At 67.6% G+C, this 24262-nt stretch carries 18 protein-coding genes; 5 read left to right on the top strand and 13 right to left on the bottom strand.

The genetic code is table 11. The features are described 5' to 3' along the window. Positions 1 to 33 precede the first annotated feature (33 nt). The 10 genes from ACIHA7_RS26210 to ACIHA7_RS26165 all read right to left on the bottom strand — a co-directional run bounded on the left by ACIHA7_RS26210 (position 34) and on the right by ACIHA7_RS26165 (position 11608). Entirely contained in the window at positions 34 to 1095 is a 1062-nt protein-coding gene (locus tag ACIHA7_RS26210; protein ID WP_397293583.1) for an alpha/beta hydrolase, read from the bottom strand. A gap of 257 nt (positions 1096 to 1352) precedes the next feature. After that, positions 1353 to 3317, bottom strand: a complete 1965-nt coding sequence (zomB, locus tag ACIHA7_RS26205; RefSeq protein WP_397293582.1) for a flagellar motor control protein ZomB — start codon at positions 3315 to 3317, stop codon at positions 1353 to 1355. Between the two features lie 4 nt (positions 3318 to 3321). Beyond that, positions 3322 to 4248 (bottom strand): decaprenyl-phosphate phosphoribosyltransferase, encoded by a 927-nt coding sequence (locus ACIHA7_RS26200; RefSeq protein WP_397293581.1) that lies wholly within the window; start codon positions 4246 to 4248, stop codon positions 3322 to 3324. Between the two features lies 1 nt (position 4249). Continuing rightward, positions 4250 to 4804, bottom strand: coding sequence for a phosphatase PAP2 family protein (locus ACIHA7_RS26195; RefSeq protein WP_397293860.1), 555 nt, complete (start codon positions 4802 to 4804; stop codon positions 4250 to 4252). Positions 4805 to 4866: 62 nt separating this feature from the next. Further along, positions 4867 to 6807, bottom strand: a complete 1941-nt coding sequence (locus ACIHA7_RS26190; protein WP_397293580.1) for a glycosyltransferase — start codon at positions 6805 to 6807, stop codon at positions 4867 to 4869. After that, on the bottom strand, positions 6804 to 8033 hold the full coding sequence (glf, locus tag ACIHA7_RS26185; protein ID WP_397293579.1) for a UDP-galactopyranose mutase: 1230 nt from the start codon (positions 8031 to 8033) through the stop codon (positions 6804 to 6806). Before glf ends, ACIHA7_RS26190 begins: the two co-directional genes overlap by 4 nt. A gap of 190 nt (positions 8034 to 8223) precedes the next feature. Beyond that, complete coding sequence (locus ACIHA7_RS26180; RefSeq protein ID WP_397293578.1) at positions 8224 to 8781, bottom strand: hypothetical protein; 558 nt, start codon at positions 8779 to 8781, stop codon at positions 8224 to 8226. An 80-nt stretch (positions 8782 to 8861) separates the two neighbouring features. Next, on the bottom strand, positions 8862 to 9449 hold the full coding sequence (locus ACIHA7_RS26175; protein ID WP_397293577.1) for a hypothetical protein: 588 nt from the start codon (positions 9447 to 9449) through the stop codon (positions 8862 to 8864). A gap of 69 nt (positions 9450 to 9518) precedes the next feature. Continuing rightward, positions 9519 to 10295, bottom strand: coding sequence for a MerR family transcriptional regulator (locus ACIHA7_RS26170; RefSeq protein ID WP_397293576.1), 777 nt, complete (start codon positions 10293 to 10295; stop codon positions 9519 to 9521). A gap of 62 nt (positions 10296 to 10357) precedes the next feature. Continuing rightward, a complete protein-coding gene (locus tag ACIHA7_RS26165; RefSeq protein WP_397293575.1) occupies positions 10358 to 11608 on the bottom strand; it encodes an EamA family transporter in 1251 nt (416 codons plus the stop codon). Positions 11609 to 11715: 107 nt separating this feature from the next. On the opposite strand from ACIHA7_RS26165, the gene ACIHA7_RS26160 reads away from it, so the two are divergent. Then, positions 11716 to 12213, top strand: a complete 498-nt coding sequence (locus ACIHA7_RS26160; RefSeq protein ID WP_397293574.1) for a MarR family winged helix-turn-helix transcriptional regulator — start codon at positions 11716 to 11718, stop codon at positions 12211 to 12213. 130 nt (positions 12214 to 12343) lie between these two features. On the opposite strand, the gene ACIHA7_RS26155 is transcribed toward ACIHA7_RS26160, so the two are convergent. Then, a complete protein-coding gene (locus tag ACIHA7_RS26155) occupies positions 12344 to 14944 on the bottom strand; it encodes a SpoIID/LytB domain-containing protein (RefSeq protein ID WP_397293573.1) in 2601 nt (866 codons plus the stop codon). 359 nt (positions 14945 to 15303) lie between these two features. Between ACIHA7_RS26155 and ACIHA7_RS26150 the strand changes: the two genes are divergently transcribed. Next, positions 15304 to 18282: an N-acetylmuramoyl-L-alanine amidase gene (locus tag ACIHA7_RS26150; RefSeq protein WP_397293572.1), complete on the top strand. Its 2979-nt coding sequence runs from the start codon at positions 15304 to 15306 to the stop codon at positions 18280 to 18282. Between the two features lie 213 nt (positions 18283 to 18495). Here ACIHA7_RS26150 and ACIHA7_RS26145 read toward each other — a convergent pair whose 3' ends face one another. Both ACIHA7_RS26145 and ACIHA7_RS26140 read right to left on the bottom strand, forming a co-directional pair. After that, positions 18496 to 19296: an HAD family hydrolase gene (locus ACIHA7_RS26145; RefSeq protein ID WP_397293859.1), complete on the bottom strand. Its 801-nt coding sequence runs from the start codon at positions 19294 to 19296 to the stop codon at positions 18496 to 18498. Between the two features lie 115 nt (positions 19297 to 19411). Beyond that, on the bottom strand, positions 19412 to 20311 hold the full coding sequence (locus ACIHA7_RS26140) for a hypothetical protein (protein WP_397293571.1): 900 nt from the start codon (positions 20309 to 20311) through the stop codon (positions 19412 to 19414). 159 nt (positions 20312 to 20470) lie between these two features. Between ACIHA7_RS26140 and ACIHA7_RS26135 the strand changes: the two genes are divergently transcribed. Genes ACIHA7_RS26135 through ACIHA7_RS26125 form a run of 3 tightly spaced genes read left to right on the top strand, consistent with a single transcriptional unit; the run spans position 20471 to position 24242 of the window. Further along, a complete protein-coding gene (locus ACIHA7_RS26135; RefSeq protein WP_397293570.1) occupies positions 20471 to 21448 on the top strand; it encodes an ABC transporter permease in 978 nt (325 codons plus the stop codon). Further along, the gene (locus ACIHA7_RS26130) at positions 21445 to 22365 is read left to right on the top strand and encodes an ABC transporter permease (protein WP_397293569.1); all 921 of its coding nucleotides are present in this window, start codon (positions 21445 to 21447) and stop codon (positions 22363 to 22365) included. The genes ACIHA7_RS26135 and ACIHA7_RS26130 overlap by 4 nt, the downstream gene beginning before the upstream one ends. Next, positions 22362 to 24242: an ABC transporter ATP-binding protein gene (locus ACIHA7_RS26125; RefSeq protein WP_397293568.1), complete on the top strand. Its 1881-nt coding sequence runs from the start codon at positions 22362 to 22364 to the stop codon at positions 24240 to 24242. Before ACIHA7_RS26130 ends, ACIHA7_RS26125 begins: the two co-directional genes overlap by 4 nt. Positions 24243 to 24262: the final 20 nt, after the last annotated feature.

Genomic DNA, 24262 nt, shown 5'->3' with positions numbered 1-24262 from the left:
CGGGTGGTCCTGACGAACAGACTTACCCGAAAATCACCCGATATTGGCGGACATGTCCGGGATCATCCGGTAGACCTCATCGGCCCAGTAGGTCCAGTTGTGCACACCCACGGCCGGGAAGTCGTAGGTGGCGTTGGTGGCGCCCAGCGTCATCATCCGAACCTGGAACGCGCGGGTGTTGGCCAGGGCCAGTGCCTCGAGTCCCATGGCGTTGACGGTGTTGAAGCTGAGCCCGTCGGCAGCACTCGGCAGGCCGCTGCCCGCCGAGATCCACAGCCGGGTGTTGTTGGCCTTGAGCCGCGGCGCGAAGACGAACGGATCCATCCGCAGCCACTGCGGACCCCACGGCGGCGCCATCGCGTCGATATTGAAGCCGCCCGCGTCCAGCATGGCCACCCGCAGCGCCTCGCGCATACCCGGTGCCGAGATGTTCAGGTAGCCGGAGTACGAACCGGCGTAACGGAACTGGTCCGGGTGGTAAGCAGCCAGGGTGAGCGCGGCGCTGCCGCCCATGGACAGGCCGAACACGGCGTTGCCGGTCGGGCTGAAGCCGAGGCGGTCACGCAGCGCGTAGCGCAGGTGCTTGGTGAGGAACGTCTCCCACTTGTAGGTGTTCGACTTGCCCATGCCCGCCGAACCCGACAGCAGGCCCGAGCCGGAGTTGGCCGAACCGGTCGACGCGGATCCGGCGCTGCCGAGACCGAAGAAATCGCTCGGCCCGTTCCAGTCGGCGTAGAAGCTCGACGGTCCGCCCACCGGCATCACGACGTTCATGTTCCATTTGGTCAGCTCGCGCACGACCTCGGTGTCGACTTCCCAGCCGCTCAGATCCGGCCGGGCACGCATGCCGTCCAGCGCGTAGACCACGCGGCTGGTGTTGCCGTCGGCGGCGCGGAAGACCCGATTCTTGATCGGACCCATCTCCGAGTCGACCCAGAAATCGAAGCCGTCCGGGTTGAACGCCGCGGACGCCGGGCCGGCCGGGCCTGCCACCGACACCCCGAGCGGTAGCAGAATCGCCATCGACAGCAGCGCCGAACGCTTCAGCCACGATCCGGCTCTTCGAGTATTCAGACGCCCGAACACGCCTCGCATCAGTTTCGACCTCTCGTTCGTGCAACAGCATCGGCCGTTGTCTAACGATGACCCGCCGATGCCAACACCTAGTTGACGCCACGACGGGCGTACTTTCGCAGCCTAGCGCGTCATCGTGACTCTGGCGTTATCGAACCGAGACAGAGGGGTGTACACCAGATTTGTGGACTCGACCAATGCGACGCGCCGGACCCTGTGAAAGCACCAACCCACCGGGACCCGGAAAGTCCAGGCCCCGGTGGGTTGGTCGGCTCGTTTCAGCGCGGCGGCTGCGGGGCCTTCGGGAACGGATCGACCAGACCGCAGCGCTCGATCTCGTACTTGGGCACCCGGTCGATCCGGTACTTGGCGAAGGTCAGCGCATTGCGCAGGTTGTGCCGGAAACGCTCGAAGGTGAGCGGATCGCGGGAGGAGACCAGCAGCGCTTCGGTGGTCGGGCACGCCATCGCGGTGCGGGCCTGGGTCACCCACTTCTCGTCCATGTACCACGGCATCCACGGCTTCTTGTCCACCATGCCGGTGTCCACCACGACCCAGTCCGGGTACAGGGCCTTGTCGTGCCCGATCCGGCCGTCGGTGAGCCGCTCGGTGTGCGCGGCCAGCGGATAGGCCAGGCCCATCTGGTCGATGACGCGCACGTCCAGCGGGACGTTCATGCTGGTCATGCCGAGGTTGAGGAAGTAGACCGTGTGCCCGGCGCCGCCCGGCGGAATCGGCTGCGGCGGCGGGGCCATGTACCAGAACATGAACGACGGCGAGTTCAGCAGCAGGCCGCCGTTCGGCGTCGCGGCGATGGTGTCGACCATCGGCCGGATGCGCGGGTAGTCCAGGTAGTCCTCGGCCAGGATCGGATGATCGTGGCCGGTGTTGAGGACGTAGTAGACCCGTTCGTCGACGATGCCGGACGCGGAGATCTTGGTGCCGGTCTTGATCGCGGTCGTGTTGGCGGCGAACAGCGCCCAGCCCGCGGTGCCGAGCAACGCGAACAACACCACGGCGAACGACCAGTCGGCCGCGGTGGCCGACCGTAATCCGCCCGCGGGCAGCCGGATCGGCACCACGGCGACCGGCAGCAGCAGCAAGAACAACTGGGCCAACAGCATTCGGCCGTGCATGAAGTCGCCGCCGACGCGCAGCGCGTAGATCGTGAGGAGGAAACCGCTCACCAGCACCAGCGTGACGACCGCGCCCGGCGAGCGCAGCCACACTCGGATCCGGTGCGCGTTCCACCGGGACCGCCCCTCGGGTGCGGCGTGGCGGCCGATCGGCGCCGCGGGCACGGGCCCCTGACCGCGCGCCGCGATCACACCCGCGACGAGCAGCACCAGCAACGGCACCCACAGGTAATACGGGCCGACCAGATCCCACAGGTAAGTGAAGCCCTGGCCCCACTTGGCGCCGCCCGCGTCCTTGGCCACCGCGGTATTCGGGTAGGGCAGGCCGTAGTAGCCCATCCGCCAGATCTGGTAGCTCATCGGCACCAGACCCGCGGCGGCGACGATCAAGCCGCGCAACACGATCGGGCGCAACCGCGCCTGCGGCATCGGCGCGACGACGATCATCAGCAGCGCGAGCCCGCCGACCAGCGTCATCTCCGGACGGATCAGCGGGGCGAGCCCCGCGAGGAACACCAGCCCGAACAGGCCGGGCAGCCGCACCCGCTCCGCCTGACTCCAGCGGATCAGCTGCCACCACAGCAGACCGAGCCAGCAGATCACCAGGCTGCTCTCCAGCCCGGAGGTGACGTAGTCACGGGCAGGCGGGATCGCGATGTAGACGAGCATCCCGGCGGGCAGCAGCAGCGCCGACTTCGGGCCGCCCCACAGCCTGCTCGCGCCGAGCATCGCGAACACCACCGCGGCCAGCGACAACGTGAACGCGATACCGAGCACCACGTACTCGAGTCGCGCCTGGGTCAGCCAGCTGAAGAACCAGACGAGGTAGGTCCACGCGGTACTGGTGTTGGTCTCGACGCGCTCGCCCGCGTTGAAGACGGGCCCGTTGCCTGCCAGCAGGTTGCGCACCGTGCGCAGCACGATCAGGCCGTCGTCGGCGATCCAGCGGCGCTGCCAGCCACCGACGGCGAAAAGGACGACGGTGAACGCGATCCCACCGACGAACGTGGCGCGAGATAGGAGGGTGTACCGCGACGCCGAGCGGGCCGGCTGCACAGCCGGCCCCTCGTTCGCGTATTCCGTTTGCTCCACTCCCGCTACCAACATCTCGTCAGGTGAGATAGACAGCGACACCTACCGCTCCGATCCAGGCGATTGCGAGGAACTGGAGGACGCGATCCCCCAGTGCGATCTCTTCGGGTTCACCGGCCTCGCCGCCATCGACGTCGACCGCGTAACGCAGGATTGCGATGGTAAACGGAATCATAGAAATAGAGAACCAGTTGGTGTCTTTCAGACTGTCCTGCTGGAACGCCCACAGACCGTAGAACACCACCACGGCCGTGGCCGCGAGGGTCCAGATGAACCGCAGATAGGTCGGCGTGTAGTACTCCAGCGACTTACGGATCTTGGCACCGGTACCCAACGCGATCTGCAACTCGGCGTACCGCTTACCCGCCGCCATGAACAGCGAGCCGAACGCCATGATCAGCAGGAACCACTGCGACAGCACGATATCCGCCGCGGCGCCACCGGCCACGGCCCGCAGCAGGAAGCCCGAGGACACGATGCAGATGTCCAGCACCGCCTGGTGCTTGAGGCCGAGGCAGTACGCCAGCTGGATGCCGATGTACACCGCCATCACCACGGCCAGATGCCAGGAGGCGAGGAAAGAACCGGCGATCGACGCGGCCAGCAGCAGCACCGCCAGCAGATACGCCAGCTTGATCGGGACGACGCCCGCGGCGATCGGCCGGTACCGCTTCGTCGGGTGCGCCCGGTCGGCGGCCACGTCGAGCGCGTCGTTGATCAGGTAGATGCCCGAGGCGGCCATGCAGAACACCACGAAGGCGATCCCGATCGGCCGGAGCACGTCGAGTTCGTTGGCCGTGCCCGCAGCCAGCGGGGCCGCCAGCACCAGGACATTCTTGACCCACTGCCGCGGCCGGACAGCCTTGAACAGCCCACCGGCCAATGTCTTCGGCGGACCTTTGACGACCGCTTCGGCTAGGTCGGTTCCGGTTGGCTCTTCACTCATGTCAACTACCAAGGCTCTTTCTGTGGCGGTCATCGAGTCTCTTTTCGGCGGCAAGCACAACGGCGGCGGACGCGGCACCGAGCGCCGAACCAGCGAGCACATCGGAGGGATAGTGCACCCCGAGCACGACCCGGGAAAGCAGCATCGGTGGGACGAGCACCGCAGGCAAGGGTAGCCCGGTCAATCTGCCGAGCAACACCGCCGCCGCGGTGGTCGAGGTGGCGTGCGAGGACGGGAAACTCAGCTTGCTCGGCGTCGACACGTTGACCTGCACCGAGGGATCGTTCGGGCGCGGGCGCCGGACCACTCGCTTGATGACGATCGAGGCGGCGTGCGCGCCGACCGCACCCACCGCGACGCCTGCCCACTGCCTGCGCCGCGGCTTGTCGACGAGCCAGCCCGCCGCGGCGATACCGACCCACCCGAGCGCGTGCTCGCCGAAGTGCGACATGCCGCGGGCCACCTTGACCACCTCGGGCGTGCCGATCTTGGCCTGCACCGCGTTGAGGATCCGCACCTCGGCCGCCGCCTGCTCGGTGGACGGCAACGCGGACACCGGTCCGCCGTGACCGTTCGTGCTCTGCAGCGGCTTGTCCACCGCGGTGTTGTCCGCGAGACTCACGACTTATCCCCCTTCGTCTCAGCCCCGATGCCGAAGGCATTTTCCCAGGCCGCGGTGCTGGTCAGCTGCGGGTGGGCGGCGCGGTAGCGCTGCTGCATCTCCGGGAAGCGCGCGGCCAGTTCTTTGCGCAGGCGCATGGCTTCCTTGAAGAGGCCGAGGGCTTGGCGCGGGTCGCGCTTGCGGTAGACCACGCCGCGGCCGTCGGCGGTGGTGACGGTAACGCCGTCGACCTGCGACAGCAAGAACCACCGGGCGTCCAGCGTCGGGACGTTCAACTGCGGGACCTCGTGGTGTTGGGTGTGCGCCGGGCGCAGGTTGTGCACGACGCCCTTGGCCAGGCGGACCACCTTGGCGATCGGGTTGGCCGGTTCGCCGACCGCGCCGACCTCGACGTGGCTGGCCAGCGGCAGTTCGGTGGACGAGGGCAGGATGACCGCGTCCGGGTACTGCTTGCGCAGCGCGTGCACCGCGCCGAGGGCACTCGGCAGCAGCTGGAACAGCCGCTCCGGGCCCGCCAGGAAGTCGCGGATGGCCAGGTTCTGGATGGCGACCGTCGAATACTCCAGGCAGAGCAGGTGTTTCAGGGTCGCCTTGACCGTGTTCACCACCATGCCCCTGCCGTTGCCCGGCAGGTGCAGCGAGGCAACGACCAGCCGGTTGCGCAGGTGGAAGTAGGCCTGCCAGTCGATGGCGTCGTCCTTGTCGCTCCACGCCATGTGCCAGACCGCGGCACCGGGCAGGGTGACCGTGGAGTAGCCGTGCGCCCGGGCGCGCAGACCGTATTCGACGTCGTCCCACTTCAGGAACAGCGGCAGCGGCTGGCCGATCTCCTCGGCGACCCGGCGCGGGATGACACAGGTCCACCAGCCGTTGAAGTCGACGTCGATGCGCCGGTGCAGCAGCTTGGAGTTGTCGCGGTCCTTGAGCGGGTACTTGGCGAAGTCGTGGTCGTACTCGACGTTCGGCGCCGAGGTCCACATGAAGATGCCGCGGTCGACCACCTCACCCATGCTGTGCAGGTGTGAGCGCTCCTGCAGGTTGAGCATCTGCCCGCCGACCAGCATGGGCGACTTGGCGAACCGGGCGAAGGCCAGCGCGCGCAGGATCGAGTCGGGCTCGATCTCGATGTCGTCGTCCATGTAGACGATGTACTGCGCGTCGGTGGTCTTGAGCGCCTCGTACATCACCCGGCTGTAGCCGCCGGAGCCGCCGAGGTTGGGCTGGTTGTGGATGGACAGCCGGTCGCCGAGGGTCGCCGCGGCCTCGGAGAAACCGGTCTCGTCGACCACCTTGCGGTTGCCCTGGTCGACCACGATCACCGCGGTGATCTTGTCCAGCACCAGCGGGTCCGAGCCAAGGGCGGCAAGGGTTTTCACCAGATCGGTGGGCCGGTTGAAGGTCGGCATGCCGACCGCGATGCTGCCCTCGTCGGGTGCCTCCACCGGCGCGTACCAGCCGCCGGCCAGCAGCGTGACCGCCGTGTCGGTGGTGATGTCGAACCAGATCCAGCCGCCGTCCTCGAACGGGCCGAGATCGGTCTCGAACTCGACGTGCACCGACTCGGTGCCCGGCGCGACCGCGAACTCCTTGCCCTGCACGTGGATTCGCGAACCGTCCGCCTTCGAACGATAGACGTCCACCCGGCCGTGACCGGCCAGTTCCAGGCGCAGCACCACCGATTCGAGGATGCTCCAGCGACGCCAGTAGCTCGCGGGCAGCGCGTTGAAGTAGGTGCAGAACGACACCTCGGACTCCGCACCCACCGACAGCGAGGTACGGGTGGCGGCGTGCGCGCGCTTGGCGTTGGTCTTGGATTCCTCGACGTAGAGGGTGCGCACGTCCAGCGGCTCACCCGGTCGGGGCAGGATGATCCGCTGGAGCAGCGATTTCGCGCGAGTCTGGGTGGTCATGTCTTCCACAAGGGATTGGGAGGTCATTCTGCACTTTCGTCAGCGAGCGGCGCACCGGTCTCCAGGTGCGGTCGCAGCACATTGTCGAACATGCTGAGCGCACTGCCGATGGCCATATGCATATCGAGGTACTGGTAGGTGCCGAGGCGGCCGCCGAAAAGCACCTTCTCCGTCGCGGTTTCCTTCTTGGCGAGCGCGCGGTACGCGGCCAGCTTGGCCCGGTCCTCCGGCGTGTTGATCGGGTAGTACGGCTCGTCCCCGGTCTGCGCGAAGCGAGAGAACTCGCGCATGATCACCGTCTTGTCCTTCGGGTAGTCGCGCTCCGGGTGGAAGTGGCGCGGCTCGATGATGCGGGTGAAGGGCACGTCCGCGTCGTTGTAGTTCATCACCGAGGTGCCCTGGTAGTCGCCGGTCTCGAGCACTTCGGTCTCGAAATCGATGGTGCGCCAGCCGAGTTCGCCCTCTTGGTAGTCGAAGTAGCGGTCCAGCGGGCCGGTGTAGACGACCGGGGCGTCCGGGTTCGCCGCACGCAGTTCGTCGCGCACCTCGAACCAGTCGGTGTTCACCCTGACCTCGATGAGCTCGGAGGCGGCCATGTTCTCCAGCCACTTCGTGTAGCCCTCTTTGGGCAGGCCCTCGTAGGTGTCGTTGAAGTAGCGGTTGTCGAACGTGTAGCGCACCGGCAGGCGGGTGATGTTTCCCGCGGGCAGTTCCTTCGGGTCGGTCTGCCACTGCTTGGCGGTGTAGTCGCGGACGAACGCCTCGTACAGCGGGCGGCCGATCAGCGAGATCGCCTTCTCCTCGAGGTTCTGCGCGTCCTTGGTCTCGACCTCCGCGGCCTGCTCGGCGATGAGCTTGCGCGCCTCTTCCGGCGTGAAGTAGCGGCCGAAGAACTGAGAGATCAGGCCGAGGCCCATCGGGAACTGGTAGGCCTGCCCCTTGTGCATCGCGAAGACCCGGTGCTGGTACCCGGTGAACTCGGTGAACTTGGTGACGTAATCCCAGACGCGCTTGTTCGAGGTGTGGAACAGGTGCGCGCCGTACTTGTGGATCTCGATCCCGGTATCCGGATCCGGCTCCGAGTAGGCGTTGCCGCCGAGGTGGTAGCGACGATCGAGCACCAGCACGCGTTTGCCGAGCTCGGCAGCGGCGCGTTCGGCGACGGTCAGCCCGAAGAATCCGGAGCCGACGACGATCAGATCGAACTGTGAGGTGGAGTTGGCGGAGTTACCCGGGGACGATGCGACGGTCACGGGAGCCCAGAGTATCGGAAGTCCGCGCGGGGTCTGGGTGGAGTCGTGTGGCGCACAGCACGCCGGGTTGTCGGCGCGGGTTTCGTGTCCGAGCCATCCGAATTTCGCCGGGAGTTTGCCGGAAGGTGGGGCCTGCGGCAAGGAGGCGCTGTCCAATGGACGGTTCACCCTGCAGTCCTACGACGGCCGGTCAGGGGTGTGGAGGTTGGTAGGGCGTCGGCGCGGCCGGGTATCGGACGAACTGCGCTGGGGCTTGCGGGGTGGATGTGATCGGTGCGGTGGTCGAGGTGAGCACCAAGGAGATCAACGCCAAGGCGGCGCCGACGATGATCATGTCGGCCAGGAGGAAGGACTCGGCGGCCAAGCCGTGGTCGCCGCCGTACGTCACGCTGATCAAGCCGCCGACGACAAGCCAAGCGGCGCCGATGATCTCCAACTGACGGCCGACCGGCTTGCCGATCATGGACAGCAGGTTGCCCAAGGCAAGGATGCCCGCCATCAGCACCGAAACGATCAGCAGAACTTGCAGCACGGAGTGGAATTGCGACGCGAGTTTCCATGCCTCGTAGTTGTCGTCGGTGATTTTCGGCTTGGTGATCCGGTCCGCCACCCGAAAATGCTGGAAGCCAGCGATCGAGCCGAGGCCGACTGCCGCCGCGCCGAGCCAAGCCGACAGGATGGTGATCACCCCGGTCAGACCTTGGTGCGTGGACGTCGAATTGCCCGTTCGGCCATATGGATCAGCCATCGAACCCCCCTCTAGGTATCGGGCGAACCTTACCGCGCGACCAACGATCGATCGAGCCGATGAGGGCCGGGGGCGGCGAACTAGATCTCGGACTGCTCCGAAGACGCTCGAGCGTAAAGAGATTCGGCGTACGAGCGTGGCGGGGTGTACGCAATCCAGCGAGCGGTGTAGCCCGAGGAGGCGGCGAGGAACACTGCCAAGGGCAGCACGGCGGCGGTCGATGCGGCCAGCCACTCGCGGTGGAGCAAGGCAGTGAGCGAGCCGACCAGACCGTTGAAGAATCCGTTGACGGCTTCGAGTGAATGGCTCTCGGCCGGAAGCCAATCGACGCCGTAGTCGGGCCGGTAGTCGGTCAGCGAGCAGGCCAGCGCGACAAGGGCGACCGCGGTCAGCAGGCCCGAGGTGAGTATCAGGAGGTAGCGGCCTGTTTCGTCGCGGCGCAGCAGCAGGACGGCGCCGTACCCGAAGGCGGCGGCGACGAGCAGGGCACCCAGGATCGAGAAGACGGCCAGCGATTTATCGATGTGCTGCTCGCCGCGCAAGGCACTCAGCACGGTTGCGGCGCCCCACAGGTTGAGCAGCCCGGCGCACAGCGCCAGCACGCCCGCCGTGGTCGCGACGGCTCCACTCGGCGCCGCGGCTCGCGGACGCTCACTGGCGTATGTCATCGGATGCCCTTTCTCCGCCGACGGCCGGCACGCATCCAGTATGCGTACCGGCCGTCTGTTGGGCGCGATCTACAGGTGTGTCTCGGCGTAGACCCGCATGGCGTCGCGGACGAGCGCCGCGGTGCCCGCGCCGTGTACGTCGTAGTTCACCGCGAAACGCGGATCGTCCACGTACATCTCACCGAGCCCGATGAAGGCCTCCTTCGCTACCGGGCGACCCTGCCAGCCGATGCCGACCCAGCGGAAATGGCGGGCCGTGATGGCCTGCACCTCCGCGCTGTCCGGGGCCAGACCGGCGGCGTTGGCGCGCCCGAAGTCAGCGGCGATGTCGGCCTGGGTTTGCTGGAACTGCTTCTGCTCGGCTTCGCTCATCGAGCGCCACCAGCGATCACCGCTCTCGTAGGCGTCCTTGCCCCAGCGTTCGATCACCTCATCCTTGTACTGAGTGTGGTCGAAGCCATCGAAAACCTCTGCGGCCATGAGTGGTTCACCTCTTTCCGTCTTGTGCAGCGTGGTTTGCACCGACTCGATCTGGCGCCGGATCCGTTCCTGTTCCTGCCGAAGCAGTTCCAGGTGTGTGCGCAGTGCGGTACCGGAGTCCTGTTCACCGGCGAGGACTTCGGCGATGACCGGAAGGCCGAGGCCGAGTTCCCGCAGCAGCAGGATGCGTTGCAACCGCACCAGGGAGCCCTGGTCGTAGTAGCGATATCCGTTGGTGCCGATCCGGCTCGGCGGCAACAGCCCCAGCTGCCCGTAATGGCGCAGCGTGCGGCTGGTGGTACCGGCCGCCTTGGCCAGATCCTGGATGGACCACTCGGTGCGCACGACCTCGTTCTCCCTTCTCATCTCGTCGGTGTAACCAGCATGCAAGTTGACGTTACGTCAAGGTCAATCTTTTTATCCGCAGCTCAGCGCACGGCCGCCAGCGCCGGACGAGCAGGCTCCGGAATGGTGACCGGCATGGTCCGTTCGGTCACCGCGATCGGGGCGGTCGGCGCGGTCGGCGCGACCGGCGCGACCGGGGCGGTCAGCGCGACGGGCGCAGTCGGCGCGGTAGATGCGGTCGGCGCGGTCAATGCGGTCGGCGCGGTGGGCGCGATGGGCGCGGTCAGTGCGACCGACGCGGTCGGTGCGGACGGCGCGATCGACGCAATCGACGCAATCGGCGCGATCAGTGCGGCCGACGCGATCGGCGCGATGGGCGCAGTCGGCGCGGCAGGTGCCGCAATGTTCACCGGCACGGTCGGAGCCGCAACGCTAGCCGTCGGCATCGCCTTCGGCCTGCCTGCCATCTGGCCGAGCACCGTGCCGCCGAGCGCGATGACCAGACCTGCCATCTGGAGCGGGCTCAGCGCTTGACCGAGTGCGATCCAGCCGATCACGGCGGCGGACACCGGGCTCAGCAGACCGAGGAAGGCCACCGAGGTCGCGGGGACCTTGGAGATGCCGCGCAGCCAGAGCCAGTAGGCCGCGGCGGTGCCGATGATGCCGATGTACAGGTAGCCACCGATGGCGCGGTGGTCGAGCGCGGGCGGTGCGCCTTCGATGAGGAAGGCCAGCGGCAGGATGAACAGTCCACCGGCGGTGAGTTGCCAGCCGGTCATCGCGAGCGGGCCGACACCCTCGGGGCGTCCCCAGCGTTGCGTGAGCACGGTGCCCGCCGCCATGGACGCGGCGCCGGCCAGTCCGGCGATGACGCCGACGGTGTCGAGTTGTGCGTTGGCTCGCAGCACCACGAGCGCGACCCCGAAGACGCCGATCAGACCGGCGAGCACCTTGCGCCCGTTGGGCTTTTCGGCGAGCACGACGGTGGCCAGGCCGAGCGCGAACATCGGCGCGACCGCACCGAGCACGCCGGCGACGCCGCCGGGCAGCCGGTACGCGGCGAGGAACAGCAGCGGGAAGAAGGCGCCGATATTGAGCAGGCCGAGCACGGCGGCGCGCCCGATCCAGTTGCCGCGCGGCAGCACCCTGGTGATGGCGAGGAGCACCAGACCGGCGGGCAGTGCGCGCATCAGCGCGGTGAACAGCGGGCGATCCGGCGGCAGGAATTCGGTGGTGACGGCATAGGTGGAGCCCCAGACGATGGGGGTGAGGGCGGTGAGCGCCAGGGTGCCCGCGTACGAGTTTTCGGCGCGCGGGGTGGTGCTTGTGGTCATGTCGTTCGCTCCTCATTGATAATCTCAACGTTGAAATATCTACTCCGCCGAGTGCCTCAACGTCAAGTAGATCAATGTTAAGATTCTTAGAGTCGAGAGGAGCGGTCATGGACGCGGTGGATCTGTTCACCCAGCACTGGAACCGGGAGCGGCCGGATGTCGACGTCTCGCCGATGGCAGTGATCGGCCGGATCCAACGGTTGTCCCGCCTGTTCGAGCAGGACCTCAAACGGTTCTTCAGCGACTTCGGCATGGAGTTCTGGGAGTTCGACGTGCTCGCCACGCTGCGCCGCTCCGGCAGCGAAGCCGGCCTCACCGCGGGTGCGCTGATCAAGGTGGCCATGGTGACCTCGGGTGCGATCACCAACCGGATCGATCGGCTGGTGGCCAAAGGGTGGATCGAACGCCGGCCGTGCCCGGAGGACCGCCGGGTGATCCGGGTCCAACTCACCCCGGAAGGTCGCAAGGTGATCGACGATGTGCTGCCGAAGCACATGGAGAACGAGCAGCGGCTGCTCGCGTCGCTGGACCTGGACTCGCGCGAGCAGCTCGCAGGGTTGTTGCGGACGCTCGCCGAAGCACTGGGTGATGGGGCGCCGGACTGAGGTAGGTCTACCGAGAGCCCGGTCTAGGCGGACACTTTCGGCCCCTGCCGGGCTTCTAGCGTTGCGACGCAACGAAAAGTGTCCACCTAGACCGGCACCACCGTGCAGTCGTCATCACCGCGGTAACCCATCACAGCTCCGCCACAACGGTTTCCGAGGATTCGGGTGCAATCGGTCCGCTCCGCATAGGCGTCCGCTTCGGCGTGTGCTCGAGGTCAGCACCGGTCGCGGTACCTGCGGGGATAGGAATCCCAGGCGTCGGACGTGGCGTCGGAGTAGCCGCGGTTGTCGGTGCGAGCGTGCGCCCCGGTGATGCCGATGCCGCGGGCGGCGAGGCGGCACCGGCCTGTGCGGACACGGGCGGCACACCGGAACTCGACGGTGCGGACTCGAACGCGGGCGGGACGCTCGCATTGGATGGCGCCGACTCGTGCAGCGGCGCCACGACGACATCGGACGGCGCGGGCCCGTGCGCCGATGGCGCGCTCACTCCTGGCGGCACCGCCTCCTGCACGGGAGCGATATGCGCACCGGGCGGCACGGATTCACCAATCCATAGCGCACTCGCGTTCGATGGCTCCGAGCCGGACAGCCGCGACCCGCCGGTACCGAACGGCGCGGATTCTCGCTCGCGCCGCGTGTTCGCATTCGACGCCACCGACTCGTACCGCGACGGCGCGCTGGTACCGGACACCGCGCGCCCGCTCCCGAGAGGTGCGTTCACGCCAGACGCCGCAGCGTCCGTTGCACCTGGCGAATTCGTCCAGGAGGGTACGAATTCCGTTGCAAGCGTGGAACTTACGCCGGGCACGCCGGATCTCCTCGCGGGCGGCGCACTTCCGCTGGGCAGAACGGGCGCACGCCCCGGCGGCGCGCTCACATCAGTGGGCGCGGACTCATCCACAGGCGCCACAACCGCAGGTCTCGGTTCGCGAACGGTGGGCACGTTCAGAGGGGCTGGCGCGGGCTCGACCACACCGACCGGCGCGGATTCTTGCACAGGTGCCACGCTCGAACCCGCAGGCGCAGATTCATCCACAGGCGTCACACCCGCATGCACGGGCTGGCCCACAGGAGGCACGCTCGCATTGGCCGGTACGGGCTCAACCATCGGCGGCACACCCGCAACCGGCGCGGATTCATCCGCAGACGGCACGCTCGAAGCGCGACGGGCAGATTCATCCACAGGCGTCACACCCGCAGGCGCGGGCTCGCCCGCCGGAGGCACGCTCATACCGGCAAGTGCGGGCTCAACCAAGGGTGGCGCAACCACACCGGAGGCGGATATATGCACAGGCGGCGTGCTCGAACCGGCCGGTGCGGGCTCAATCGCAGGTGGTACGCCCGCACCGACTGGCGCGGATTCACCCACAGACGCCGCACCCGCGGACGCGGGCCCACCCACCGGAGGCATGCTCGCCCCGGCAGGTGTGGGCTCGACCACGGGTGGCGCAACCACACCGGTGGGGGCGGATTCATGCACAGGCGGTGTGCTCGAACCGGCGGGTGCGGGTTTATCCACAGGCGGTATGCCCACGCCGGATTCGCGGGCGGGCGGCACACCGGGGCCGGTCGGGGCCGGGGCGGCGGGGTCGGGGACCAACTGGAGGAGCGTGGTGAAGTCGACGACCTGGGCGCCGAGGGTGGGGGTGGAGATGATGACGCCGTTGGTGAACATGCGGTAGGTGCCGGCGTTTTCCGGCAGTGCCATCTCCGGGCCGAGTGGCTGGCCGACCGCGCTGCTCGCGCCACCGATCCGCCGGTACTCGATGTCGATCGGTGATTCGCCGACCGCGGCTCGGGTGCGCGGGTCCACCGGAATACGGGGTGCGTTGGGGGCGAGATCGCTCAGCGCGGGTCCGACCTCGAAGGTGTAGATGTCGGCGGGTTCGCCGCCGTCGGGGGCGGAGGAGTACTCCGATCGCAGGATCCGCCCGTCCCGCAGCAGCACGGTCCCGGCGCTGGCCGCCACGGCGGCGGCCGTGCGCGGATCCTCCTTGACGGTGCCGGGATACACCTGGCAGTCGGTGGTGTCGCAGCTCTGCGCGTACGAATAACGGTGCTCGGCAAGGACATACGAGCGAGCGGCGATCGCCTGAGCGCGCAAGGCCTCGGCCGCGCCCTTGTCCGCCCAGTTCGCCTGCACCTCGGCAGGCAGGACGCCGAGCAGGTAGTCCTCCACGTCGACGCGGTTGACGGTGCGCGCCGCCCCGTTCTCCATCGTCACACCGAGTGCGCCGCGATACCCGGTGCCGCCGCAGAGGGTGAGGTGTTCGGCGACGGGTCGATTCGGGCCGGGGTCGAGCGGATAGACCCACGGATCGTTGGTCCCGGCCTGCCACAGCACCTCGCCCTCGCACCCGACCGTCACCACGACGTTCGCTCCGCCGTTCGGCAGCGGGGTCAAATGGGCGGCTTGCCCGGCTTGCACCATCCGACCGGCGACGCGCAGACCGGCGGCCGAGTAGATGTCGAGGGTGGAGTCGTCCTGAGCGGTCAGCCGGATGCCGACGGTGTTTGCCGGAACGGTGCCGAGAGTGGCGCCCGGGTAGTAGTGGCCGAGGATGGCTTCGGCGGTCCACCCCTCCTGCGCGTTCGCCAACGCGCCGTGCTGGCTCATGCCCCGCCCGTGACCCGGTCCCGCCATCGTCCGATAGGGGGTCTCCCCCGGCCAGGCCCACAGCACGAGCACGGTGCCCACCGCTAGCGCCGCGGTGCCTGTGACCAGCACCGGACGCACGGATAGCGCAGGTCGATCGGGTCCGCGTCTGCACTGCCCCCGGCGTACCGCTCGCTTTTCTCTGCGCGCAGATTTCACCCGCATTCGTGCTCCCCCCGTGCTCTTTCGTTCCGGTGCTGTGTTGCGTCGCATCCGTTCACTCCCACGGTATTCCGGGGCCGGGCGGATTGGATACCTGTCGGCATGTCGTTCCGTCCCGGCCGCATTCCGAGAGCTACATTCGAGCAATCACATAATCCTCAACAAGAGGTTTAGATATGTGACAGTTGTGACTATTGTGGTCGTTGATACATCAGGAAGCAACCCTGGTTTTGCAGACGATCACTGGTTCGACCTGAATGGAGACGCTCGTGCCCTACCGCAAACCGAAACGTTCCTACGTCCTCCCGGTTGTCACCACGCTTGCGGTAGCGGCCCCGCTCGCGGCGCTCACGATGAGCGACTCGCCCGACTATCGCTCGGCCACCGATACCGAGCTCGCCGCCGTACCGGCGCAGCTGGCCGAGGTCGTGCTGAATTCGGCGCCCGACATCGTGCTACCGCTACGCGAACTCACCGGATTGGACCTACCGGATTTACGCCTGTCCGATCTACGAATGCTGCCGCTACCAGCGTCCATTCCCATTCCGGAAGGGCTACCGCTGCCGCCCGGCGTGCAACTACCCAAAGAAATTCCGCTACCCAAGCTGAATGGTCAACACCCGGCCACTCCCGGCCAGCAGAGCGCGCCAGGTCAGAACTCGACACCTGGACTGAACGCCACTCCCGGGCAGGGCATCGCACCAGGCCAGACCCCATTCCCGGGACAAGCCGCCACACCAGGGCAGGCACCATTTCCCGGCCAGGCCACCGCGCCGAATCGAAACGCCATTCCAGGCCAGACCACCGCGCCTAACCAGCAATCCATTCCAGGTCAGGCAGTAGCGCCGAATCAGAACGCCCCCGGGCAGGCCGCCGTGCCGTCCCAGAACCCCGGCCCCGGCCAGGCCACCGCACCGAACTCGAACGCTGTCCCCGGGCAAGCCGCCGCACCGGCGCAGAATCCTGTCCCAGGTCAGGCCACCGCACCGAGCCAAAACGCCGTGCCCGGCCAGGCCGGCACGCCGAACCAGAACGGCGTCCCAGGCCAAACCGCCGCACCAGCGCAGAACCCCGTCCCCGGTCAGGCGGTCGCACCGAACTCGAACGCTGTCCCCGGGCAAGCCGCCGCACCGGCGCAGAATCCTGCCCCGGGCCAGGCGGTCGCGCCGAGCCAGAGCGTCGTGCCGGGCCAAGCCAGCACGCCGGCCCAGAATGTCGTACCGGGCCAGTCCGCCGCGCCCGGTCAGAACCCCATTCCAGGTCAGACCCCCGCACCAGGCCAGGCGACAGCACCAGGCCAGGCGGCTGGCCCTGTTCAGAATCCGGCCCCAGGTCAGGCTCCCAATTTCGGACAGCCAACGCAGGCACCGACATCCACTCCGGGCGCCCGTTTCATCGCCGACCCCAGCCACCTGGAGCCCGGCACCACCCCCGACACCCCCGCGCTCGCACCCGGCGCCGTCCCAGCTGAATGGGCCGACCAGGTCGGCGCGCAGGTGAAGGAACTGTCCCGGGAAACGCCTTTCAGCGTTGTCGCACTCACCGGCGCCGATCTGACGAGCACCAAGGCGCTGCTGCGCGCCCGCCAGACCGACGGCACCTGGGGGCCATGGTTCGACACCGAGCCGGTGGACACCCGCCGCACCGATCGCACCGCCCCCGGCGGCAAGACCGGCACCGAACCGATCTACGTCGGCACCACCAACGCGGTGCAGATGCTGGTCACCCGCAAGCCCGCCGCGGCGGCGGTGGACGACGCCGCTGTGGACCCCGCGAACCCACCGGCACCGCGCACGGACGACCCCGCCCAGCTGTCGGGTGTCGACTTGACCGCCGTCCTCATCGATCCGGGTCGCGGTGCCATCGACAGCGCGCTGCACAAGGTCGCCGCGCCCGTGCCCGGCGGCGGACCCAAGGTGATCACCCGCGAGGGGTGGGGCGCCGACGAGAGCATCCGCTGCGAAGAACCCACCTACGACGACGGCCCCGGCAAGGACGGTCTCGGTGGCATCACCGTGCACCACACCGCCGGGCGCAACGACTACAGCAGGGAAGAGTCCGCGGGCATCGTCCGCGCGATCTACACCTATCACGCCCAGACGCTGGGCTGGTGCGACATCGGCTACAACGCACTGGTCGACAAGTACGGCCAGATCTTCGAGGGTCGCGCGGGCGGGCTCAACCGCGCGGTGCAGGGCGCGCACGCGGGCGGTTTCAACGAGAACACCGCGGGTGTCGCGCTGATGGGCAACTACACCTCAGAGGAGCCCAGCGAAGAGTCGATCGAGGCGATGGGCGAGTTCATCGGCTGGCGGGCCAAGATCGCGGGCCTCGACCCGGTCGGCTACACCACGATGTACTCCGAGGGCACCGAATTCACTTCGTACGCCTACGGCCAGGCGGTGAAGTTGCCGATCGTGTTCGCGCACCGCGACGTCGGCAACACCTCCTGCCCGGGTGACGCCGCCTACGACATGATGGATCGAATTCGCGAAATCGCCGCGAGTGTCGCGGGCGGTGCGAGCCTGGCGAACAGCGGAAACGGTGGCGACAGCGCCGCAGGCAACAGCAACAGCACCGGCACCGGCACCGGCACCGACGGCACCGCCAACAGCACGGCCCCGCAGGCCGCGCCGCGCGGCAAGCCCGACCTCGCCGCGTTGGCCGCGCTCACCAAGAAGCTGCTCAGCATGGTGAACGAGAACCCGATCGCCAAGCACTGGGCCGACAAGGGCGGTCCGCGTGGGCCGCTCGGCGCCGCGCAGACCGAGCCGCTGCCCGCCGCGCAGGGCCAGCAGTACGCCAAGTTCGCCAACGGATACGTCTACACCGCGCCCGACGGCAAGGTGATCGAGGTGATCGGCGCGATCCTCGACCGCTTCCTGCAGCTCGGCGGCGACGCGGGCGTGCTCGGTCTGCCGCAGAGCGATGCGTATCAGGTGCCGGACGGCCTGCGTTCGGACTTCCAGTACGGCTCGCTGATCCTCAATCAGGCGACCGGGATCGTCACCACGGTGTGGAAGACCTACAACGACATGTATCAGCAGGAGGCGAGTCGTCCGGCACCGGCGCCGGCCGAAACTCCTGCTCCCGCTGCGGTTCCCGCTCCGGCACCCGCCATTGTCCCGGCCCCGAGCCAGGACTCGGCCGAGGCCCCCGCCGAGTTCGCAACTCCGGAACCCGGCACCCTCCAGTTCCCCGCACCCGAGGATTTCCTCCCGAACCCCGCTCCCGAACCAGCGGGCTGACCAGAACTCGTCGCTCGGAGCTCGCTGCCACGGCAGCGGGCTCCGATTGCGTTCAACGGCACGGTGATCGGCCGCAATGTGTTGCCAACCTCGCGGCCCAGGTCGAACCGGTGTATCGCGACTCTCGGCCGCTGCCACACCCCCTCCGGCTTCTTCGCCGACATCGACTGGGCGCGTGCGGCTTTCGCGGGACCAGCCGGTGGGGTTACCCGCTCAGATCCACCAGCGTTCTAGAACACGGGCGACGCCGTCGTCGGAGTTGGACTCGGCGACCTCGTCGGCGGCCGCTTTGGCTTCGGCGTGCGCGTTCGCCATCGCGACACCGTGGCCCGCCATGGTGAGCATCGGCACGTCGTTGGGCATGTCGCCGAACGCGACGATGTTCGCGGCCTCGACGCCGAGGCGCTGCGCGACGATCGACAGCCCGGACGCCTTGGTGACACCGGGTGCGGACAGTTCGATCAGCCCGTGCTCGGTCGAGTAGGTGATATCGGCGCGCTCGCCGATCAGCGGCGCGAGCACCGTGCGCATGTCGGAGCTGCGGGCGCCGGGTAGTCGGATCAGCATCTTGATCGCCGGTGCGTCGATGACCTCGTGACGGGCCACCGTGGTGTCGTCCGGATTCAGCCAGGCGTGCTCGTAGAGCGGCGAGCTCACGAACTGCGGGGTGACCGCGTCGTGCGCGCTCGCACCCACCCGCTCAGCCGCGAGCCCGCACCCAGGCAGTGCTTCCTCGGCCAGGTCCGCGATCCAGGACAGGGTGTCCACGTCCAACGTCATGCTGGCCAGCACCCGATCGGTCGCGCTGTCGTAGATGACCGCACCGTTGCCGCACACGCACAGCGGCGCGTAGCCGAGCCCGTCGACGACCGGATCGATCCAGCGCGGCGGCCGTCCGGTGGCGAGCACGAACGGCACACCGTCGCCGATCAGCGCGTCGACCGCGGCCTTGGTGCGCGCGGTGACCCGCTCGTCGTGGTCGATGAGGGTGCCGTCGACATCGGTGGCCACCATCTTCGGCTTGGGCAGGTGCAGGAGGGTCACCTATTCCATCCTGCCGGACAACCATCTCGAAGTGGCGGGCGTGTCGCCCTGCGCACTCCGAACCGTTCGTTCGACGCACGAGCGGTTACGCGGGCGGCGGACGCCGAACACTGTCGTCCTGCGGCTTCGGCTGGCCCGATGGCGGATGCCGGACCGTCTCTTCGTCGGGCACGGGTTGTACGACAGGCGGCCAATCGCCCTGACTGCTCGGTGGGGGCTGCGCGGACAGATTCCACGCAACCTGCGGTGCTGACGACTCCTCAACGGCTTTGTCGTCCTGCACCGAGCCGCCACCTTCCGCAGCAGGTTGGGCGGGCGCGCTCCAGGCGTCTCGGGGTGCGGATGGCTGGTGCCAGTCCTGATCTGCGACGGGGTGCCAGGCCTGATCGGCGACGGGCTGCCAGGACAGACCCGGCTGCGGCGGCCCCGGGTAGGGGTATCCGTATTGCCGGGGGACGGCGGCGGCGGGGCTGTATGCCAACCAGCGGGTGGTCGGCGGAATCAGCGCGAGTACCGCGGTGGCGACGGGAAAGATGAGCCCGATCAGACTGCCTGCATCGTCGCTGATCACGCCGAGCCCGTCCGAGGAACCGTCGATGGAACGGACCAGCACGAACCCAACGAGCTGGGCGACCACCACCGTGACACAGCCGACGACAACGAGCAGGCGGCCGAACGATCTCCGGCTGAACATGGCGACCGCGCCGACGCCGAGCACGACCGCGGTCACCAGCGACAGCACTCCGGACACGATGGCCCAGGTCTGGAACCAGTCCTGCGAAAACAGCCCGGATGTGTCGTAATCCTGCAGTTGCCAGCCGATCAACCCGAACGCCAAACTGATTCCGCCACCGAGCAATTGGCCGATACTGCCGATGCACGCGAGCACCCCGGCGGTCACCGCGGTCGCCCCGCTCGGCGCGGGAACTCCGGCCGAATACGCCGGATATGGGTTGTATCCCCCGGGATATTGCGGATAACTCACGACTCCCCCTCCGACGCGTCGCACCGCCCGCGCACCTGTGTGCCGCAAGAATAAAGGACATGCCGAACCCGACGTGACACGCGCGACCGGGTCATCGTCCTTATGATCAGGGGCTAATACTCGACGCTGGTCCGTCCAGCCGAAAGACCATGAGGACTGATGACCGGCTTCCTGCTACGACGCGCGCTTCACTATGTCGTGCTGTTGCTGCTGGCGTCGTTCCTGACCTTCAGCTTGGCGTCGCTGACGTTTCGCCCGCTGGACAGTCTGGAACAGCGCAACCCGCGCCCACCGCAGGCGGTGATCGACGCCAAGGCGGAGGAGTTACACCTCAACGATCCGATCCCGCAGCGCTATATCACCTGGCTCAAGGGGATCCCGCAAGGGGATTTCGGCAAAACCCTGGCCGGCCAGCCGGTGAGCGAGGAGCTGCCGCGCCGGGTCGCGGTGAGTTTGCGGCTGCTGATCCTCGGTTCCGTGGTCGGCACCGTGCTCGGTGTGCTGATCGGTGCGGCGGGTGCCATCAGGCAATACAAATTCAGTGACTACTTCACCACGGTGATCTCACTGCTGGTGTTGAGCACGCCGGTGTTCTTGCTCGCGACATTGTTGAAATACGGTGCGCTGGAAATCAATTCGCTCACCGGCTCGCAGATATTCCTCTACACCGGGGAGACCTCGGCGAACCGCATCGACGGATTCTGGCCACAACTGCTCGACCGCCTCCAGCATCTGGTGCTGCCGACGGCCGGCCTTGCCCTCGGCGGTATGGCGGGATACAGCCGCTATCAACGCAACGCGATGCTCGACGTGCTGCAGAGCGATTTCATTCGCACCGCCCGCGCCAAAGGCCTGACTCGCAGCAAAGCCCTCTACAAGCACGGCTTGCGTACGGCGTTGATTCCGATGGCGACCTTGTTCGCCTACAGCCTGCTCGGCTTGATCACCGGCGCGACGTTCACCGAGAAGATCTTCGGCTGGCACGGCGTCGGTGAGTGGCTGGTGGACTCGATCAATGCCCAGGACTTGTACGTGGTGGTCACGGTGACCGCGTTCGCCGGACTGGTGGTGCTGGTGTCGGGCCTGCTCTCGGATGTGGTGCTGGCGATTCTCGATCCTCGGGTGCGTGTGCGATGACCGAAGCCGAGATCATTGTTCAGGGCGCGCCCGAACCCGCGGCGGCGGGCCGGAGCAAGCTGGTGCTGCGCAGGTTCCTGCGCAACAAGCCCGCCGTCATCGGCGCGGTGATCCTGATCCTGCTGTTCATCGCCAGCTTCGCGCTGCCGCCGCTGTTGAAATACGACTATCAGCAGCTGGATTACACCGCCCTGCTGAAGCCGCCCAGCGCCAAGCACCCGTTCGGCACTACGCAGATCGGGCAGGACGTGCTGGCGCAAACCCTGCGCGGCATGCAGAAGTCCCTGCTGATCGGCCTGTGCGTGGCGCTGGTCTCCACCACCATCGCCGCGACGGCGGGCGCGATGGCCGGGCTGCTCGGCGGCTGGACCGACCGCGCGATCATGTGGCTGGTCGACCTGCTGCTTGTGGTGCCGAGCTTCATCATCGTGGCACTGTTCGCGCCGCGCACGAAGGGCAGCGGATCGATCCTGCTGCTGATTCTGCTGCTCAGCCTGTTCGGCTGGATGATCAGCGCGCGCATCGTGCGCGGCCTGACGCTCAGCCTGCGTGACCGCGAGTTCGTCAGGGCCGCACGGTATATGGGCGCGCCGACGCGCACCGTCATCGTCAGCCACATCCTGCCGAACATCGCCTCGATCCTGATCATCGACACCACGCTGGCGGTCGGCGCGGCGATCATGGCCGAGACCGGGCTCAGCTTCCTCGGTTTCGGTGTGCAGCCGCCGGACGTCTCGCTCGGCTCGCTGATCGCGTCCGGCACCAAGTCGGCGCTCACCTATCCATGGCTGTTCCTGTTCGCCGGTGGCCTGCTGATCACCATCGTGTTGTGCGCCAACCTGGTCGGTGACGGACTGCGCGACGCATTCGATCCCGGCGCCAAGCGGGCGCGCTCGAAGAAGAAGGCAAAGGTATGACGGGCGCTGACCCCACCGAGAAGGTCGTGGTCGAGAAGAACTTCACCGCACCGCTGCTGGAGGTCACCGACCTCCGCGTCTCCTTCCCCAGTGAGGAGGGCCGCATCGAGGCGGTGCGCGGTGTCAACTACACCGTCTCCGACGGTGAGGTGCTCGCCATCGTCGGCGAATCCGGTTCCGGCAAGTCCGTGTCGTCGCTCGCGGTGATCGGCCTGCTGCCGGAGCAGGCGCGGATCGGCGGCTCCATCCGGCTGCGCGGCCGCGAACTGCTCGGCCTCGGCGACCGCGAATTGTCCAGGCTGCGTGGCAGTTCCATCAGCATGGTGTTCCAGGACCCGCTCTCGGCGCTGACCCCGGTGTACCGGGTCGGCGAGCAGATCGCCGAAGCCCTGCTCGCGCACGGCAAGATGAGCAAGACCGAGGCCGCGGCCAAGGCGATCGAGCTGCTCGGCCTGGTCGGCATCGGCGAACCCGAGGTGCGCGCCAAGGCTTTCCCGCACGAGTTCTCCGGCGGCATGCGCCAGCGCGTGGTCATCGCCATGGCCATCGCCAACGATCCCGCGCTGATCATCTGCGACGAGCCGACCACCGCGCTCGATGTCACGGTGCAGAAGCAGATCCTGAACCTGTTGCGCAAGGCGCGCGATATCACCGGCGCCGGCGTCATCATGATCACCCACGACATGGGCATCGCGGCCACGCTGGCCGACCGGGTCGCGGTGATGTACGCCGGAAAGATCGTCGAAACCGCCACCACCACCGAACTTTTCAGCGCACCTCGGATGCCGTACACGGTTGGCCTGCTCGGCTCCATTCCGCGGATGGATCGCCCGGCCCGCCAGCCGCTGATCCCGATCTTCGGCGCACCGCCCGCCATGCACGCACTGCCGCCGGGCTGCTCGTTCGCGCCGCGCTGCCCCATCTCGATCGATGAATGCCGGGTCGCCGAGCCGCCGTTGGAGAAGACCAACCCCGGCCACGCCGCCGCCTGCATCCGCACCGCGGAGGTCGGCACCGACGACCTGTTTGAGGCTTATCGGCAGGAAGTCACCGAGCCGAGGGTCGAGGCCGAGGTCAGCGAGCAAGTGGTGCTGCGGGTCTCGGAGTTGGTGAAGACCTTCCCGATCACCGCAGGCATCCTGTTCAAGCGCCGTAAGGGCGAGATCCGCGCCGTCGACGGCATCAGCTTCGAGGTACGCGCGGGCCGCACGCTGGCGCTGGTCGGCGAGTCCGGCTCCGGCAAATCGACCACCCTCAGCCAGATACTCGACCTGGTCCGGCCGGAATCGGGCACCATCGAAATCATGGGCAGCGACGTCGCGACCCTGACCAAGACGCGCAAGCGGGAGATCCGCCGGAAGATGCAGATCGTCTTCCAGGATCCGACCGCGTCGCTGGACCCGCGCCTACCGATCTTCGACGCACTGGCCGAGCCGATGCGCATCGACGGGCGCGGACGCGACGAGATCAGCCGCCGGGTACCGGAACTGCTAGAGCAGGTCGGCCTGCGCCGCGATCACGCCGAGCGCTACCCCGCCGACTTCTCCGGCGGCCAGAAACAGCGCATCAGCATCGCGCGAGCACTCGCGCTGGACCCGGAGATCCTGGTACTGGACGAACCGGTGTCCTCGCTGGACGTCTCCATCCAGGCCGGTGTGCTGAACCTGCTGCGCGACTTGCAGATCGAGCGCGGACTGTCCTACCTGTTCGTCTCGCACGACCTGTCCGTGGTGCGCAACCTGGCCCACGATATCGCGGTGATGTACCGCGGCAAGATCGTCGAATCCGGCCCGGCGGAACAGATTTTCGCCGACCCACGGCACGAGTACACCCGAGAACTCATCGACGCGGTGCCCGTGCCCGCCGTCAGCCGATAGAAGGAAATGGAGCGTGCGCG

Source organism: Nocardia sp. NPDC052316, from assembly GCF_044547795.1.
Lineage (GTDB): Bacteria > Actinomycetota > Actinomycetes > Mycobacteriales > Mycobacteriaceae > Nocardia.
Note: the sequence above shows the minus strand (reverse complement) of the source record. Positions and strands in the feature narration are given on the sequence as shown.

Excerpts from the sequence above, each read along its gene's own strand:
- ACIHA7_RS26210 (WP_397293583.1), bottom strand. The coding sequence starts at position 1,095 with ATGCGAGGCGTGTTCGGGCGTCTGAATACTCGAAGAGCCGGATCGTGG.
- zomB (WP_397293582.1), bottom strand. The coding sequence starts at position 3,317 with ATGTTGGTAGCGGGAGTGGAGCAAACGGAATACGCGAACGAGGGGCCG.
- ACIHA7_RS26200 (WP_397293581.1), bottom strand. The coding sequence starts at position 4,248 with ATGAGTGAAGAGCCAACCGGAACCGACCTAGCCGAAGCGGTCGTCAAA.
- ACIHA7_RS26190 (WP_397293580.1), bottom strand. The coding sequence starts at position 6,807 with ATGACCTCCCAATCCCTTGTGGAAGACATGACCACCCAGACTCGCGCG.
- ACIHA7_RS26180 (WP_397293578.1), bottom strand. The coding sequence starts at position 8,781 with ATGGCTGATCCATATGGCCGAACGGGCAATTCGACGTCCACGCACCAA.
- ACIHA7_RS26175 (WP_397293577.1), bottom strand. The coding sequence starts at position 9,449 with ATGACATACGCCAGTGAGCGTCCGCGAGCCGCGGCGCCGAGTGGAGCC.
- ACIHA7_RS26170 (WP_397293576.1), bottom strand. The coding sequence starts at position 10,295 with ATGAGAAGGGAGAACGAGGTCGTGCGCACCGAGTGGTCCATCCAGGAT.
- ACIHA7_RS26165 (WP_397293575.1), bottom strand. The coding sequence starts at position 11,608 with ATGACCACAAGCACCACCCCGCGCGCCGAAAACTCGTACGCGGGCACC.
- ACIHA7_RS26160 (WP_397293574.1), top strand. The coding sequence starts at position 11,716 with ATGGACGCGGTGGATCTGTTCACCCAGCACTGGAACCGGGAGCGGCCG.
- ACIHA7_RS26145 (WP_397293859.1), bottom strand. The coding sequence starts at position 19,296 with ATGGTGGCCACCGATGTCGACGGCACCCTCATCGACCACGACGAGCGG.
- ACIHA7_RS26135 (WP_397293570.1), top strand. The coding sequence starts at position 20,471 with ATGACCGGCTTCCTGCTACGACGCGCGCTTCACTATGTCGTGCTGTTG.
- ACIHA7_RS26130 (WP_397293569.1), top strand. The coding sequence starts at position 21,445 with ATGACCGAAGCCGAGATCATTGTTCAGGGCGCGCCCGAACCCGCGGCG.
- ACIHA7_RS26125 (WP_397293568.1), top strand. The coding sequence starts at position 22,362 with ATGACGGGCGCTGACCCCACCGAGAAGGTCGTGGTCGAGAAGAACTTC.